This is a genomic window from Citrobacter gillenii (assembly GCF_013337685.1).
Lineage (GTDB): Bacteria > Pseudomonadota > Gammaproteobacteria > Enterobacterales > Enterobacteriaceae > Citrobacter > Citrobacter gillenii.
The window spans coordinates 41,218-56,202 of record NZ_SUQN01000010.1; the positions used below are offsets into that span (position 1 = coordinate 41,218).

Below are 14,985 nucleotides of genomic sequence, written 5' to 3' on the forward strand. Positions count from 1 at the left end.
TTTGTAAAGAATACCACAATGTTGGTATGTGTGTTCCAATATGGTTAAAAGAAAGTGAATAAGATTATTCAAGAAAACATCGAAAATGTGACAACTTTGACGGGATCGCGCCAGTTGACCCTCTGGAAACGCGAGGATTTGCAACATCCTCAGCCGGATGTCGTCGCTGAAGAAGTGCCCGTTGCGTTGGTGTACAACGGGATTTCGCACGTGGTGATGATGGCGTCACCGAAAGATCTTGAGCATTTTGCGATGGGCTTTTCACTTTCTGAAGGCATTATTGAGTCCCCGCAGGATATCTACGGCATGGAAGTGGTGCCTTCCTGTAACGGATTAGAAGTTCAGGTTGAACTGTCCAGCCGCCGTTTTATGGGGCTGAAAGAGCGCCGACGTGCGCTGGCCGGTCGTACCGGTTGTGGCGTTTGCGGCGTGGAACAGCTCAATGACATTGGCAAGCCGGTTCAGCCTTTGACGTTTACCCAGACGTTTAACCTGGCGGACCTCGATCGCGCGTTAAAGCATTTGCACGACTTCCAGCCCGTGGGGCAACTGACGGGCTGTACGCACGCAGCGGCCTGGGTCCAGCCGTCGGGGAACCTGGCGGGAGGGCATGAAGATGTGGGCCGTCACGTGGCGCTAGATAAACTGCTCGGGCGGCGTGCAATTGAAGGCGAAACATGGCGGCAGGGAGCCGTTTTAGTCTCCAGTCGCGCCAGCTATGAGATGGTGCAAAAGTCGGCGATGTGCGGCGTGGAGATCCTGTTTGCTGTCTCTGCCGCGACGACGCTGGCCGTAGAAGTAGCCGAACGCTGTAACCTGACGCTGGTGGGTTTTTGCAAGCCGGGCAGGGCAACGATTTATACGCATCCGGAACGTCTGGTGGCGCTGTGATGTAAATGGAACCGTTTTAGTTCCATGCGTAACGTAAGTACGCTGGAGCGAATAAATTAATTGAACGGGAAAAGGGACTTGAATGAACCGTACTGATTTTTATCTAAATGTAAAATTAATTTCTGTGATCGTTGTTACTTTATTTTTGTCGGGATGTTATTCGCTGGACCAAAATGAATTTTGTCCTTTTGGAAAGGGAGCAAGTCAAGAAGTAGATTATAGTTCTCCGGTAATTATTAGTTCAAATAATAATATTATCCCCACCCGGGAACAGAAAGCTCTTTTAGCGTCATCGCGCCATTTTTCCTCCGGGGTTATAAATGAAACTTATGATTCTGCTGAATACTTATGTGAAAATAAAGAATTGTCAATTGAACAATACCAACAACTACAAGGTATAGCCAATGTGTTTATCCATTCTGGGGCTGTATTCCCGTGGGCATGGACTGAAAATGGCAAGTTGCAGCGCGATCCATTACATCTAGCCTTGGAGGACAATGATGCAGGCCATATTATCACGGGGGCTTTCTGTGTTGTAGGAATATGCGATCGTATGGATCATGACCAGTTTTGTAAAAACAAAGAACGAGCCTACCTTAAAAATGAAAAGCTCATAAATAAACTCATTGATTACTACGTCTCTAACAAAGGATATGAAATAACGTATCCAAATACTAAGACGGTCAGTTATTGTAAGGGGCCAAAGTGGTAAGAATAATATTTATAGAATCTACATTACCCATCCCTGGTTTTCAGTAGGACTTCGATTCCAGCTGCAGAAAAAAATACTCCCCCGGCAAAGCAGAACTCTTTAACCCTTTCAACGCCGTTGTCTGTGTGATACACCGCACGGGCAACGCCATGATGTAAAAGATGAATTTTACTTTGCGGTTCACCCTGACGAAGTAACCAACTGCCCGGCGGTTGCGCTTTTCAACGGCTGCCTGCGAACCATTGCTGTTCCCGATTAAGAGCTATTCATTGATCAAATAATTTGAATGAGACTGGCAAATCCTTCCGCTTTTAGTTGTGCGGTGTGAGGGCTATTATTTATCACATCAAGGCACGGTGCCTTACTCAAACAACTAAATTAAAGGGTTTACATCATGAAAAGCATCAAAACTTTTGTCGCAGTTATCGCTCTTGCTACCTCTTTCGGTTCTTTCGCTGCTCAGTCTGTTACCGCTACCGGGTCAACTCTGGAAAGCACTGAAGCAAAAATTGCCGCTCAGGCGGAACGTGCTGGCGCAAGCGATTATAAAATCACTCAGGCCTACAGCGGTAACCGTGTGCATATGACCGCTGAACTGCTGAAATAAGTGACCTCAGTACTGTCGAAAGAGCGCCCTTGAGGCGCTTTTTTAGTTTATTCCCGCCATCCTTAACAACGCCGTCACCACAGCAGCGGCGATAATCACCATAATCAATGGCACTTTGCGCCAGGCGAGGAACACTGCAAACCCCACGCCGAGAACGCGCGCCATACCAGCAAAGTGCTCACCTTCGTAAAAGGTGGTCGCCAGGGCGACGGAGAACAGTAATACCGTCGCGGCATCGGAAAGCAGCGCCTGCGAGCGCGTGGAAAATGCCAGACGGCTCCCCAACTTTGCTCCGCCTAAACGCATTAAATAGGTTCCCAGAGAGAGTACGGCGATACCGACGATAAACAGCGTCATGTTGCCCATTATTTTTTCCTCGTCAGTAAGCCAAACAGTGAAAGCAGTACCGGCAGGCCCACCGGCGCAAACGGGACGGCGGCGAGCGACAGCGCAGCACCGCTGCAGGCGCGAACCAGCGTGGTACGGTTTTTAAATGCCGGGACCACTAAGGCCAGCAGAATGGCAGGGAAAACGGCATCCAGGCCGATGGTTTCTGTGGCGGGCAGTAGCTTGCCAACCATCGCCCCAAGCAGCGTGCCCAGCGGCCAGACAATGGCTACGCCCAGTCCGCACAGCCAGTAGGCGGCTTTGCGCTGCTCCGGCGTTTTTTGCGACAGGCCAAACACCACGCTTTCATCGTTCATGATATGGCAGCCGAGGAAACTGGCGGCCCGCGTTCCCACCAGATCGCGTACCGTCACGCCAAACGGCACGTGGCGTGCGTTGACCAGTAAACCGGCAGCAGCAGCGGCAAGCGGATTACCACCGCTGGCAACAATCCCGATAAACATAAACTCAGACGCACCCGCCAGCACTGTAATCGAGAGCACAAACGGCACCCACAGCGGGAAGCCGTAAGCCATCGCCAGCGAGCCGTATGACATGCCGACTACGCCGACAGCCAGACAGACTAAAAATATTGCTTTTATCGTGTCGCCTTTGAGACTGGAAAAATAATGTTTCATCCTGCTTTAGCCATATCGAACGAATTTCCATTATAATGAACGCAACAAGATTGCTTTACAAGTCGAACGATTCGTTCGATATAAAGAACATGGAGTCATGTATGACCCAACCCATCAGTATGATTGCGAAAAGCCTGGTGCGTGAACGTCAGCGTACCGGTCTGTCGCTGGCAGAAATCGCCCGCCGCGCGGGTATTGCAAAATCGACGCTCTCGCAGTTGGAGGCGGGCAATGGCAATCCTAGCCTGGAAACGCTGTGGTCGCTGTGTGTGGCGCTGGATATTCCCTTTGCGCGATTGCTGGAGCCTGTGGTGCAAAAAACCCAAGTGATACGCCGGGGTGAAGGGACCAAAGTGGTGGCGGAGCAGGCCCATTATCAGGCTATTTTACTGGCGGCCTGTCCACCGGGCGCACGGCGAGATATCTATCTGTTGTTGACGCAACCGGGTGCTGACCGCATCTCACACCCGCATCCGCCGGGGTCTGTTGAGCATATTATTGTGACGCAGGGGAAGGCGCTGGTGGGACTGACCGACGCGCCGGAAGAGTTAGGCGAAGGGGATTACATTTGTTATCCCGCGGACCAGGCACATATCTTTAAAGCGCTGGAGCCGGATACCCAAGCGATTCTGGTTTCTGAGCAGAACTAACTGTTATGTTGCGTTGTGCCGGATGCGGCGCGTTAGCGCCTTATCCGGCCAACAATACTACTGCAGATAAAACACTTCTTTTAATTCCGCGCTCACCGGGCTGTTGTCCGGGTTGGTGGGCATCACGTCACGCATATGCTTCCACCAACGCTGACACACGTCGGTGCTGGCGACGGCATTCCAGCGCTCTTCGGATTCAATCTCAACGGTGGCAAACAGCAGGCTGCGCTCTTGGTCGAGATAAATCGCGTAGTGATGCGCGCCGTGGGCTTTCAGTACGGCTTCCAGCTCCGGCCAGATGGGATTATGCCGACGCTGATACTCAACGTGCGCGTCGGCATTCACCTGCATCACAAAGGCTTTGCGGATCATAACGCCTCCAGATACAGCGCGCGGACGTCTTCGCGGCTGGCGGTGCGCGGATTGCATGGTGCGCACGGATCGGCGAGTGCTTTGTCCAGCCACCCCTCAATGTCCTCTTTGGTCACGCCTAGCTGGCTGAAGCCTGCCGGAATGCCCACGCGCTTGCTCAGGGCACGGATCGCGTTGATGGCTTCCATGCTTGCTACTTCATCGCTCATCCCACGGGTATCAACCCCCATGGCCTGTGCTATGCGGGCAAAGCGTGCCACGGCGTTTGGACGGTTAAAGTTTTCGATAATCGGCAGCAGGATAGCGTTGCAGACGCCGTGCGGCAGATTGTGCGTCGCGCCCGGCTGGTGTGCCAGCGCATGCACCAGACCCAGACCTGCACTGTTGAACGCCATCCCCGCCAGATACTGACCAAATGCCATTTGCTCACGGGCTTCGAGGTTGTGACCCTCGTCGACGGCTTTAGGCAGCCACTGGTTGATCAGGCGAATAGCTTCCAGGGCATTGGCGTCGGTTAACGGGTGCGCGCCAACAGAAACATAGGCTTCCACCGCGTGGGTCAGGGCGTCCATACCGGTAGCGGCGGTGACTGAGGCAGGAATTTCCAGCATCACGCTGGCGTCATCGACGGCGATATCCGGAATAATGTTCGGATCGATGATGACTTCTTTCACCTTGCGTGCGGAATCAATGATCACCGCATTGCTGGTCATTTCTGCGGCCGTACCCGCGGTGGTGTTAATGGCAACCAGCGGTACGCCGGCATTTTTAACTTTGCCCACGCCGGAATAGGCGGTAGACGGGCCAGGGTTGGCGGTCAGGATTTTCACCGCTTTAGCGGTATCGATCGGGCTGCCGCCGCCGAAAGCGATGATGTAATCACATTCAGCGTCCTGGTATGCGGCAAAACCTTGCTGGACCAGTTCTTCCGTTGGGTTCGGGAATACGTCGTCGAACAGATGATACGACATTTTATGCGCATCAAGGGCGGTAAACAGGCTGTCCAGCAGGCCCAGTTTGACCAGTTGACCGTCGGTTACGATCAGCGCCTTACCCCATTGCTTGTTCGCCACGAGGTTGACCATATCACCAATCGCACCAGCGCCGTGCAGACTGATTTTTGGCAGTGCCAACATAAAGCTCATAAGTATTCTCCTGAATAATAAATCCCTGGTGCCCGATGGCGCTTCGCTTATCGGGCCTACGGTTAAATAGGGACCGTCATGTAGGCCGGATAAGGCAAAGCCGCATCCGGCGTTGAATGAGGGAGGTATCAGTACAGCTCTAATGCGCTGGCCAGTGGGGTCACGCCAAAACGTTTGCCGAGAGCAATGAGCTCTTCACGCGTGATGGTTTGCTTCATACCGCCCATCGAATAGATTTTGACCAAAACTTCGGCCGATTTCTCTGCGGTATCTATCAAACCGAACGCTTCGTCGAGCGTCGGGCCGCTGCCAAATACGCCGTGGAACGGCCACAACACCAGAGAATGCTGCTGCATTGAAACTGCCGTCGCTTCACCGATTTCGTCGGTACCCGGCACCATCCACGGCAGAATGCCTACGCCGTCCGGGAACACCACCAGACATTCGGTGCTGCCTTCCCACAGTTTGCGGGTGATCAGCGCAGTGCTGTTTTCCAGTACATAGGTCAGAGCAATCAGATTGGTGGCATGGCAGTGCATGATCACGCGGTCTTTGCCATCGGTGGCTTTAATGCGCTCGCAGTGGGAAAGGAAGTGTGCGGGCAGTTCGGAGGTCGGTACGGCTTCGTGGGTCAGCCCCCAAAGAATGTGGTAGCCAGCGCCGTCGCTGTCGATTTTTACCACACCTAAATTGGCTGCCGGATCGAGCTGAACGTTGCGGAAGAATTTGCCGGAACCGGTAACGATAAACGGCGTGTTAGCCAGCAGCGGCATCGGCTGGCTCAGCGCGATGTAGCGCGGTTCTTCGTGGAAATCAGCGGTAAAGGGGGCGATATCAGCCTCATCCAGGCGCAGCGTCAGGTTGCCGCCGTTACGCTCATCCCAACCTTTCAGCCAGGCATCAGAAGTGGCTTTGATCATCCCCTGGACGAACCAGGAGGTAGTAATGTTTTGCATGGTCGGTGTTCCTGTTTATTGCCCGAACGGGTGTCGGGTCTTACGTAGGCCGGATAAGCGCAGCGCCATCCGGCGTAGTGTTTTGTACGTTGCCGGATGGCGGCGCTAACGCACCGTATCCGGCCTACAAGGCAGACAACGCCTTTAGCTACGCTTGCTCAGTACGTCTTTTTCATACGTGCGGACGTTGTCCAGCCACTGGCTGCCGGCTGGGGTGTCGTGACGCTGGCAATACATCTCCCAGACGGCCTGCCATGGCAGCGATTTCTGTTCTTCCAGCAGGGCCAGGCGGGCGGTGTAGTCGCCGCTAGCTTCGAGTTGGCGCAGTTGCTCAGTGGGTTCTAACAGCGCACGCAGCAGGGCTTTCTTCATATTGCGGGTGCCGATCACCCATGCGGCAATGCGGTTGATGGAGGCGTCGAAGAAGTCGAGGCCAATGTGTACGCGGTCGAACAGATTATGGCGTACGATCTCGCTGGCAATCGCCTGAGTTTCATCATCCAGCAATACCACGTGGTCGCTGTCCCAGCGCACCGGACGGCTGACGTGCAGCAGCAGGCGCGGCACGTACAGCATGGCGGCAGAGATCTTGTCGGAAATCACTTCAGTCGGATGGAAGTGACCTGCATCCAGGCACAGTGCGGTCTGGCGGCTGGTGGCGTAGCCCATGTAAAACTCGTTGGAGCCAACGGTGTAGCTTTCTGCGCCGATACCAAACAGTTTGCTCTCGACGGCATCAATATGATGCGCCGGGTCGAACTTCTCGCTGATGACGTCGTCCAGGGCTTCCAGCAGGCGCTGGCGTGGTGCCAGGCGGTCAATGGTGATGTCTTTCATGCCATCCGGGATCCAGATGTTCATCACCGACGGCGTACCCAGCTGTTCGCCAAAGTACGCGGAGACGCGACGGCTGGCTTTGCAGTGGTCAATCCAGAACTGACGGATGCTGTCGTCAGCATGTGCCAGCGTGAAACCGTCGGCACTCAACGGATGCGAGAAGCATGACGGGTTGAAATCCAGACCTAACTGGTTCGCTTTCGCCCATTCCACCCAGTTTTTAAAGTGTTCAGGTTTGATTTGGTCACGGGATACCGGGGTATCGGATTCCAGGTAGATAGCGTGCAGGTTCAGACGCTTAGGACCCGGGATCAGGCTCAGTGCCTGCTCCAGATCGGCGCGCAGTTCAACGGCGTTACGCGCTTTGCCTGGATAGTTACCGGTGGCCTGAATGCCGCCGGTGAGCGAACCTTCCGGGTTTTCGAATCCGGCGACATCATCGCCCTGCCAGCAGTGCATGGAGACCGGCAGACGATCGAGCTGGCGTAATGCCTCCTCGACATCGATACCTACCGCGGCGAAACGCAGTTTTGCCAGTTCCCAGGCTTGTTCAAGTTGAGTGGTCATGCGCAAAGCTCCTTTGTCTGTCGTGTTGATTGAAACTGCGCCTGGTAGCGGGCAATTTCACTGTCAGTATTTGGGATGAAGGTTGTCAGGTCGTAGTTAGCGGTCACCACCTGGCGGAAATCATCGACGTTGTTAAGTTCGTCCAGCGTCATCAGCTGAACGCCAATATTGCCGAGCGTAGAGGCCTCAACAGGCCCGGACATGACGCGGATACCGCATGCATCCGCGCACAGTTGGTTGAGCAGGGCGTTCTGGCAGCCGCCGCCAACAATGTGCAGTTGGTTGAAGGCGTGACCACGAAGGTGTGCCAGTTCCTGCAGGACGTCGGCATACAGCAGCGCCAGACTGTCGAAAATACAGCGCGCCAACTCAGCATCCTGAACCGGAACGGGTTGACCGGATTCGCGGCATGCGGCCTGAATTTCTGCGCTCATATCAACTGGGTTGATAAAGCGATCGTCGTTCGGGTTGACCAGGAATTGGCAGGCCGGTAGCGCTTCGGTTTTCGCGATCAGCGCGGGCAGGTCGGTAATCTGCCGCTCTTTTAATACGCGTTGCAGCAGCCACAATCCCATAATATTTTTCAGCACGCGGTAACGTCCTTCCGCGCCGCCTTCGTTGGTGATATTTGCCGCCAGCGCGGCCTCGTTGGCATACGGTGTTTTGCTCTCAAACCCCATCAGGGACCAGGTGCCGGAAGAGAGATAAGCGCTGTTGTTATCGGCCAGCGGTGAAGCGATGACCGCGCTGGCGGTGTCGTGGCTGGCGACGGCAACCACCGGGATCTGATTTTTCTGCGGGCAGATCCAGTGACCAATCACGTTCCCCGGATGCGTTGGGCGACCAAACCAGGCTTTGTCTGCGCCGGTCCATGCCAGCAGGGTGTCATCCCAGTCGTCGGTGTTGATATTGACCAACTGCGTAGTGGTGGCGTTGGTATATTCCCAGTTCATTTCGCCGGTCAGGCGGTAGCCGAAGTAGTCGGGGATCATCAGGGCATGCGCCACCTGCGGGACCAGCTCTGGCTGCTGTTCGACCAGTGCGCGGAGCTGATACAGGGTGTTAAAGGGCAGAAACTGAATGCCGCTCCGACGATAGATCTCGCTGTTACCCAGTTGCGCTAAAGCTTGCGACATCACGCCGGTAGTGCGGCTGTCGCGGTAAGAGACCGGCAGACCGACGCGCTGACCGTCTTTACCGATCAGGACGTAATCCACGCCCCAGGTATCAATCCCGATGCTGTCAATCAGGATGCCTTGATCGCAGACCTTCTTCAGCCCCAGGCGAATGTCGTTTTCCAGGCTGTCGATATCCCAGGTGTCAAAACCGTCTGTTTTTTGCAGACAGTTCGCGAAACGGTGGATTTCACGCAGCGTCAGGGTGCGGTGGTCACTGTCGTAACGTGCCAGCATTACGCGTCCGCTGGATGCGCCGAGATCGACAGCGACACAATGGCGAAGAGTCATAGCGAGGTCCTTCTGAGTTTTATTGCACTCAGTCTAAGAACCCCTGGAACGGCGTACCTTCTTGTTAGTGACAGTCACAATAAGCCGCTGGCAGCATGGCAAAGGTGAACGTGATGCTGTTCACAGTTTCGTGTAATGGGCGGGATTTTGTCTGATGTGACCCCTTCCGCATTTCCCGATCTTTCCTGTCGTTTCTTGAAGAATTAACCGTGTTTACGCACTTTGGCGTCAAAAATTTAAGGTGAGGGTCATAACCCTTAATTACTATGCAGCCATGTTCATTTGATCTGGAAGGAAGTCATCATGACCGTACTGCATTGCGTGGATTTTTTTCCGACAGGTAAAGCGCCTGTGGCGATCGAACCGCGACTGCCCCAGACTGCTTTTCCCGAGCATCATCATGATTTTCATGAAATTGTGATAGTTGAGCATGGAACAGGTATTCATGTTTTCAATGGACAGCCCTACACCATTAGCGGCGGGACGGTCTGTTTTGTCCGCGATCATGACAGACACTTATATGAACATACTGACAACCTGTGCCTGACAAATGTACTGTATCGTTCCCCGGATGCGTTTCAGTTTCTGGCTGGGTTAAACCAGTTGTTACCTCAGGAGCAGAACGGTCAGTATCCGTCCCACTGGCGCGTGAATCAGGGCGTACTGCAGCAGGTCCGTCACTTGGTGGGGCAAATAGAGCATCTTGGTGAGGAGATGGATACGCCGACGGCGGCCAATCGCGAGATCCTGTTTATGCAACTGCTGGTGCTGCTACGCAAAAGTAGTCTGATGGAAGCGGCAGCGGATAACGATGCGCGACTAAACCGGCTGATGGCGTGGCTGGAAGATAATTTTGCCGACGAAGTCTGCTGGGATGCGGTGGCTGAGCAGTTTTCGCTCTCTTTACGCACCTTGCACCGCCAGCTCAAACAGCAAACCGGGCTGACGCCGCAGCGCTATCTCAATCGCCTGCGGCTAATCAAAGCACGGCACTTATTGCGCCATAGCGATGACAGCGTTACGGACATCGCTTATCGCTGCGGTTTTGGCGACAGTAACCACTTTTCGACGCTATTTCGCCGGGAGTTTAACTGGTCACCGCGCGATATTCGCCAGGGCCGCGACGTCATGGCCGGAAGCAGCCTCCAGTAACGCGAAAGCTATCAACGTTTTTTACCGTCCGTTTGCTGATAATCATACCCTTTAATGCCGGATGGCGGCTGCGCCTTGTCCGGCCTACATGAATGCCCTGTAGGCCGAATAAGCGCAGCGTATCCGGCAAGCGTTCAGGTTGAGGTGATGTGGTGGCGAATCAGCTAGTCCTTCTGAAATCAGACTTTTTTGCGAGCGAACAGCAGGCCGTCGCCGTCGCCGATCGCTATCCGCAGGATGTGTTTGCCGAACATACTCATGAGTTTTGTGAACTGGTGATGGTCTGGCGTGGCAATGGTCTGCATGTTCTCAACGATCGGCCGTATCGAATAACCCGTGGCGATCTGTTTTACATTCGCGCCGCAGACAAACACTCGTACACCTCTGTTAACGACCTCGTCCTGCAGAATATTATCTACTGCCCTGAGCGGTTGACGCTGAATCTGGGATGGGAAGATGTGATCCCCGGTTTTAACAACGGCACGCCGTGCCAGCCCCACTGGCGGCTGGGCAGTGCCGGTATGGCTCAGGCTCGACAGGTGATTAGCCAACTGGAACACGAAAGCCAGCAGCGCGATCCGTTATGTAATGATATGGCGGAGCTGTTGTTCGGACAGTTGGTGACGCTTCTCAAGCGCCATCGTTATGCCACGGATAGGCTCCCGGCCACCACCAGTGAGACACTGCTGGATAAGCTGATCACTGCGCTGGCCGGCAGCCATGAGCATACCTTTGAACTGGATAAATTCTGTCAACGGGAGCAGTGCAGCGAGCGCGTGCTGCGTCAGCAGTTTCGCAGCCAGACTGGAATGACCATCAACCAGTATCTTCGACAGGTGCGGGTCTGCCACGCTCAGTATTTGCTGCAACATAGCAAGTTGATGATTGGTGAGATTTCTATGCGTTGTGGCTTTGAGGACAGTAACTACTTTTCGGTGGTGTTTACGCGAGAAACCGGGATGACGCCGAGCCAGTGGCGTCATCTCAGTAATCCGCAGGACTAGCTGGCCATTCCCAGACCGACAATGTTTGCGGCAAGGATAATCACCACGCAGCCGAGGCTCAGCACGCTGACAGGGCGTTTTCCCGCATTGCTCCACTCTTTCATGATCAGGCCGACGATACCGCCGCACAGGACGTAGAAACTCATGTGCAGCATCCAGCTCATGTAGTCATACTGCGCTGGAATTTTGGCATGGCCCCAGGCGTAAAAGAAGAACTGGAGATACCACATCAGACCGGCAAGGGCCGAGAACAGGATGTTGCTGATAATAAGTGGTTTTGCTAACGAGAAGTCGGCTTTTACCGACAGGTTCTTCATTTTTGCCAGACGAATGAAGCAGAATCCCAGGTTGATCACCGCACCGCCGCCCATAATGACTACGTAGCTTGGCAGAGCGACATACAAAGGATCGATACCGAGCGCAGCGGCGGCTTCGTGCATCGGTTTAGCCGCATCCATGGCAAAGGACATCCCTGCGGAGAAAAAGCCGCACATCACCGCCAGTATTAGACCTTTTTTCAGGTTGAACTCTTCGGCTTTGATACCCATCTTGCGTTCTTTTAACTGTCCTGCTCGAGTGACTATCGCCACGCCGATCAGCGCGACCAGCACACCAAGCAGGGTCATACGCCCACCCGGCGTGCCGATGAGCACGTCAAATTTACCGGCAATGATTGGTGTCATTAAGGTGCCAACAATCAGCGTAATGCCGATAGCGATGCCGATCCCCATCGACATGCCGAGATAGCGCATGGTCAGACCATAGTTGATATTACCGATCCCCCACATTGCGCCGAATAAAAATACCGGCAGTAGTGTGGATGCGCTGAATGAACTGTAATAGGCCCAGAAGTCTGGCAGCAGGATTGCGCTGACGAGCCAGGGCAGGATCAACCATGAAACAAAACCGCCTATGGACCACATGGTCTCCCAGGACCAGTGTTGTACCTTTTTAAAAGGGGCATAAAAACAAGCGGCACTAGCGGCACCGATAAGATGCCATAATATCCCCATCGTAATTGCGTTACCCATTCTGGTTCCTTTTAAATTGTCGTTCTGGCTGGATGAAAATCACCCGTTTTGATATTCAAAAGTCTAAAGAGTGAGCAATGAATTAACCTTCAGCATGCTGCCGTAGGATGGGCAATGCTGGCAAAATTCAGGGGATGAAAAGGATGTTGATCACAAATGCTGATCCGCCCCTCTTTTTTGAGAAGGGCGATAATATTAAGGGTTAGCAGATTTTTACCGTCTGAATACCCAGTAGCCAGGCGAGTTTTTCCAGTACCTCACCATGATGACCAAGGCCAATGCTGCAATGATGGGCTGGACCGCCCATGCACCATTGCGTGGTGAAATCGCGAGCCGATAACGGGAAGCGATAGCGGCTGTTGGTATTGCCGATATCCAGGACTTCACCTGCCACTGCTTCCCCTTCGGCATACTGCAAACGCACCCCGTTTTCGGCATCTTCAATGACCGAAAGAAAGGTTACCGGGCCCGGTTTCACGGTCATCTGGATAGACACACCTTTACCCGGTTTACCATGATAAACCGGCAGCGGAACCAGACGCACCGGACCATCAGCCATCAGCGGGTGCGCCGGGCCATCATGTCCCCACAATACAACATCATCAATAAATTCAATTCCATATGGCTCAGAGAATGAACCACCCGCCCCCAGAAGCTGCTGAATTTTCATCGCCAGTACATTTTTGATTTCATATTCACCTGCCACGGGAATACCACGGTGGGTGAGTAGTGTGTTGCCAAGAATGATTGAGGTGATGATGTTCTCGTAAGCATTGCCGTTTCTACCTTCGTAGTAGTAGGCCAGTGCACCGAGTGTGTTCTGGGCAATCAGTTTATCCATGGCGCAGGCGGTGGTGAGTGCGCGATCAAGCTCTGCCGGTTCGCATGTCGGATCCAGCTGAAGCACACGGTACATTTCCTGTTGTTTGACGCTGAGATCTGTCTCGCTGACCTGCTCGCGGTATTCCGCCAGCTCACACATTTCCAGTGGCTTAAAGCGTACGCCTAATTTGGCGGACAGGTTCGTCATATTGCTGTAAACGTCCACCATGCCGTCATAATAGTGTCCGAGTACGCCGACCTGACAGTTTGCCAGCATCTGGCAGGCATTAAGGGCCTGTAACCACTGTGCCATTTGTTGCCAGACGTACTCATCGCCTTGTAACGCACCAACAATCAACTGGAAGCGGATATTCGCACGGTTAAATACGTTTGCCAGTTCGGGCGCGCTGCAGGCCTGGCAGTGCGCCAGCCACTCTCCAGTACGTCCGCCCCGATCGGGAATTTGGCGGATTGCCGAATAGGGCAGGCCAGGCTCCGGCTGTAGGGCCATAATAATAACTGGCTTATTGATACTCTGTACAAGGGGTAGAACCGTTGCGCTGAGTGCGTAGGTGCTAATGTAAAGACAGACCGCATCGACCGGCTGCTGTTGTAATCGCCTGATAAGATCATCGGCTTTATCGACGTTATCAATCAGGCCGCCATTAATGACGGTGGCCTGTTGCGCCGTCAGACGCTCATCAATCGTTTGCAGGTAACCCTGCAAGCGTGACTCCAGGCCAGCAAACTGGGGCCAGTATGTGTCGAGGCCGATTCCGAAAAGGGCGATGTTGACAGACATAGCAATATTTCCTTGTGAGATAATCCGCAGACTATCTCGTGCTTTGTCTCCCATGTCCTTTATGTCGCTGCCTGTTTCCTACGCAGGTTGGCAAAATTCGCCTGATTTTCCCGGTGGCGCTCACATTTTCATCTTGCAATAGCCCTGTAAAAAGTACGGCATTGATAATCATTTTCAATATCATTTAATTAACTATAATGACTCAACTGCTTACGCGGCGTTAACACTGGCCGCCCGACAATACTGGAGATGATTATGAGTTATACACTGCCATCCCTGCCGTACGCTTATGATGCCCTTGAACCGCACTTTGATAAGCAGACGATGGAAATCCACCATACCAAGCACCACCAGGCCTATGTAAACAACGCGAACGCTGCGCTGGAAAGCCTGCCTGAATTCGCTAGCCTGCCTGTTGAAGAGCTGATCACTAAACTGGATCAGCTGCCAGCGGATAAGAAAACCGTACTGCGTAACAACGCAGGCGGCCACGCTAACCACAGCCTGTTCTGGAAAGGTCTGAAAACAGGTACTACGCTGCAGGGTGACCTGAAAGCGGCTATCGAACGCGACTTTGGCTCTGTTGATAACTTCAAAGCTGAATTTGAAAAAGCAGCGGCAACCCGTTTCGGTTCTGGCTGGGCATGGCTGGTACTGAAAGGTGACAAACTGGCTGTGGTTTCTACTGCCAACCAGGATTCCCCGCTGATGGGTGAGGCTATCTCTGGCGCTTCCGGCTTCCCGATCGTGGGCCTGGACGTTTGGGAACACGCTTACTACCTGAAATTCCAGAACCGTCGCCCGGACTACATCAAAGCGTTCTGGGACGTGGTGAACTGGGACGAAGCTGCGGCGCGTTTCGCGGCGAAAAAATAAGCCCCATACAGCCTGATGGCGTAGAGCGGTAACGCTGTATTGCCTGATGCACTTACCCGGCCCACATCAT

The 14,985-nt window shown here is 53.6% G+C and carries 16 protein-coding genes; 7 read left to right on the plus strand and 9 right to left on the minus strand.

From position 1 onward, the window contains the following. Positions 1-54: 54 nt before the first annotated feature. From fdhD to FCH32_RS20990, 3 genes are all read left to right on the plus strand, one after another. A complete protein-coding gene (gene fdhD / locus FCH32_RS20980) occupies positions 55-891 on the plus strand; it encodes a formate dehydrogenase accessory sulfurtransferase FdhD (RefSeq protein WP_174361465.1) in 837 nt (278 codons plus the stop codon). Positions 892-973: 82 nt separating this feature from the next. Beyond that, positions 974-1,603: a hypothetical protein gene (locus tag FCH32_RS20985; protein ID WP_174361466.1), complete on the plus strand. Its 630-nt coding sequence runs from the start codon at positions 974-976 to the stop codon at positions 1,601-1,603. Between the two features lie 394 nt (positions 1,604-1,997). Continuing rightward, entirely contained in the window at positions 1,998-2,210 is a 213-nt protein-coding gene (locus FCH32_RS20990) for a YdgH/BhsA/McbA-like domain containing protein (protein WP_135912774.1), read from the plus strand. A 42-nt stretch (positions 2,211-2,252) separates the two neighbouring features. Here the strand turns inward: FCH32_RS20990 and FCH32_RS20995 are convergent, their stop codons facing one another. Both FCH32_RS20995 and FCH32_RS21000 read right to left on the minus strand, forming a co-directional pair. Then, positions 2,253-2,576, minus strand: a complete 324-nt coding sequence (locus FCH32_RS20995; RefSeq protein ID WP_115259804.1) for an AzlD domain-containing protein — start codon at positions 2,574-2,576, stop codon at positions 2,253-2,255. Then, positions 2,576-3,235 carry an AzlC family ABC transporter permease gene (locus FCH32_RS21000; RefSeq protein WP_174361467.1) on the minus strand — a complete coding sequence of 220 codons (660 nt, stop codon included), beginning with the start codon at positions 3,233-3,235 and terminating at the stop codon, positions 2,576-2,578. The genes FCH32_RS20995 and FCH32_RS21000 overlap by 1 nt, the downstream gene beginning before the upstream one ends. A 101-nt stretch (positions 3,236-3,336) precedes the next feature. Here FCH32_RS21000 and FCH32_RS21005 point away from each other — a divergent pair, with 101 nt between their 5' ends. Then, the gene (locus FCH32_RS21005) at positions 3,337-3,885 is read left to right on the plus strand and encodes a helix-turn-helix domain-containing protein (protein ID WP_135912772.1); all 549 of its coding nucleotides are present in this window, start codon (positions 3,337-3,339) and stop codon (positions 3,883-3,885) included. Between the two features lie 57 nt (positions 3,886-3,942). Here FCH32_RS21005 and rhaM read toward each other — a convergent pair whose 3' ends face one another. The 5 genes from rhaM to rhaB form a co-directional block, all read right to left on the minus strand. Beyond that, on the minus strand, positions 3,943-4,257 hold the full coding sequence (rhaM, locus tag FCH32_RS21010; protein ID WP_096758846.1) for an L-rhamnose mutarotase: 315 nt from the start codon (positions 4,255-4,257) through the stop codon (positions 3,943-3,945). Continuing rightward, positions 4,254-5,402: a lactaldehyde reductase gene (gene fucO / locus FCH32_RS21015; protein WP_146717404.1), complete on the minus strand. Its 1,149-nt coding sequence runs from the start codon at positions 5,400-5,402 to the stop codon at positions 4,254-4,256. The genes rhaM and fucO overlap by 4 nt, the downstream gene beginning before the upstream one ends. Positions 5,403-5,530: 128 nt before the next feature. Further along, on the minus strand, positions 5,531-6,358 hold the full coding sequence (gene rhaD, locus FCH32_RS21020) for a rhamnulose-1-phosphate aldolase (RefSeq protein ID WP_115259799.1): 828 nt from the start codon (positions 6,356-6,358) through the stop codon (positions 5,531-5,533). A gap of 144 nt (positions 6,359-6,502) precedes the next feature. Next, positions 6,503-7,762 (minus strand): L-rhamnose isomerase, encoded by a 1,260-nt coding sequence (rhaA, locus tag FCH32_RS21025; protein ID WP_137362844.1) that lies wholly within the window; start codon positions 7,760-7,762, stop codon positions 6,503-6,505. Further along, positions 7,759-9,228, minus strand: coding sequence for a rhamnulokinase (rhaB, locus tag FCH32_RS21030; RefSeq protein WP_117343649.1), 1,470 nt, complete (start codon positions 9,226-9,228; stop codon positions 7,759-7,761). Before rhaB ends, rhaA begins: the two co-directional genes overlap by 4 nt. 303 nt (positions 9,229-9,531) lie before the next feature. Between rhaB and rhaS the strand changes: the two genes are divergently transcribed. Continuing rightward, complete coding sequence (gene rhaS, locus FCH32_RS21035) at positions 9,532-10,380, plus strand: HTH-type transcriptional activator RhaS (protein WP_096758841.1); 849 nt, start codon at positions 9,532-9,534, stop codon at positions 10,378-10,380. Between the two features lie 152 nt (positions 10,381-10,532). Then, positions 10,533-11,384, plus strand: a complete 852-nt coding sequence (gene rhaR, locus FCH32_RS21040; protein ID WP_117343676.1) for an HTH-type transcriptional activator RhaR — start codon at positions 10,533-10,535, stop codon at positions 11,382-11,384. Here rhaR and rhaT read toward each other — a convergent pair. Next, positions 11,381-12,415: an L-rhamnose/proton symporter RhaT gene (gene rhaT, locus FCH32_RS21045; protein WP_117343650.1), complete on the minus strand. Its 1,035-nt coding sequence runs from the start codon at positions 12,413-12,415 to the stop codon at positions 11,381-11,383. The two genes, rhaR and rhaT, sit on opposite strands and share 4 nt — an antisense overlap. 202 nt (positions 12,416-12,617) lie before the next feature. Beyond that, the gene (locus FCH32_RS21050) at positions 12,618-14,039 is read right to left on the minus strand and encodes an L-fucose/L-arabinose isomerase family protein (RefSeq protein WP_174361468.1); all 1,422 of its coding nucleotides are present in this window, start codon (positions 14,037-14,039) and stop codon (positions 12,618-12,620) included. Between the two features lie 255 nt (positions 14,040-14,294). Here FCH32_RS21050 and sodA point away from each other — a divergent pair, with 255 nt between their 5' ends. Continuing rightward, complete coding sequence (gene sodA / locus FCH32_RS21055; RefSeq protein WP_096758838.1) at positions 14,295-14,915, plus strand: superoxide dismutase [Mn]; 621 nt, start codon at positions 14,295-14,297, stop codon at positions 14,913-14,915. The last annotated feature ends 70 nt before the right edge of the window (positions 14,916-14,985 follow it).

Bases quoted from the DNA above. Each gene is read 5' to 3' on its own strand.
- FCH32_RS21005 (WP_135912772.1), top strand. From the start codon at position 3,337: ATGACCCAACCCATCAGTATGATTGCGAAAAGCCTGGTGCGTGAACGT.
- sodA (WP_096758838.1), top strand. From the start codon at position 14,295: ATGAGTTATACACTGCCATCCCTGCCGTACGCTTATGATGCCCTTGAA.
- FCH32_RS20995 (WP_115259804.1), bottom strand. From the start codon at position 2,576: ATGGGCAACATGACGCTGTTTATCGTCGGTATCGCCGTACTCTCTCTG.
- rhaS (WP_096758841.1), top strand. From the start codon at position 9,532: ATGACCGTACTGCATTGCGTGGATTTTTTTCCGACAGGTAAAGCGCCT.
- FCH32_RS20990 (WP_135912774.1), top strand. From the start codon at position 1,998: ATGAAAAGCATCAAAACTTTTGTCGCAGTTATCGCTCTTGCTACCTCT.
- fucO (WP_146717404.1), bottom strand. From the start codon at position 5,402: ATGAGCTTTATGTTGGCACTGCCAAAAATCAGTCTGCACGGCGCTGGT.
- rhaD (WP_115259799.1), bottom strand. From the start codon at position 6,358: ATGCAAAACATTACTACCTCCTGGTTCGTCCAGGGGATGATCAAAGCC.
- FCH32_RS20985 (WP_174361466.1), top strand. From the start codon at position 974: ATGAACCGTACTGATTTTTATCTAAATGTAAAATTAATTTCTGTGATC.
- FCH32_RS21050 (WP_174361468.1), bottom strand. From the start codon at position 14,039: ATGTCTGTCAACATCGCCCTTTTCGGAATCGGCCTCGACACATACTGG.
- rhaM (WP_096758846.1), bottom strand. From the start codon at position 4,257: ATGATCCGCAAAGCCTTTGTGATGCAGGTGAATGCCGACGCGCACGTT.
- FCH32_RS21000 (WP_174361467.1), bottom strand. From the start codon at position 3,235: ATGAAACATTATTTTTCCAGTCTCAAAGGCGACACGATAAAAGCAATA.
- rhaB (WP_117343649.1), bottom strand. From the start codon at position 9,228: ATGACTCTTCGCCATTGTGTCGCTGTCGATCTCGGCGCATCCAGCGGA.
- rhaT (WP_117343650.1), bottom strand. From the start codon at position 12,415: ATGGGTAACGCAATTACGATGGGGATATTATGGCATCTTATCGGTGCC.
- rhaA (WP_137362844.1), bottom strand. From the start codon at position 7,762: ATGACCACTCAACTTGAACAAGCCTGGGAACTGGCAAAACTGCGTTTC.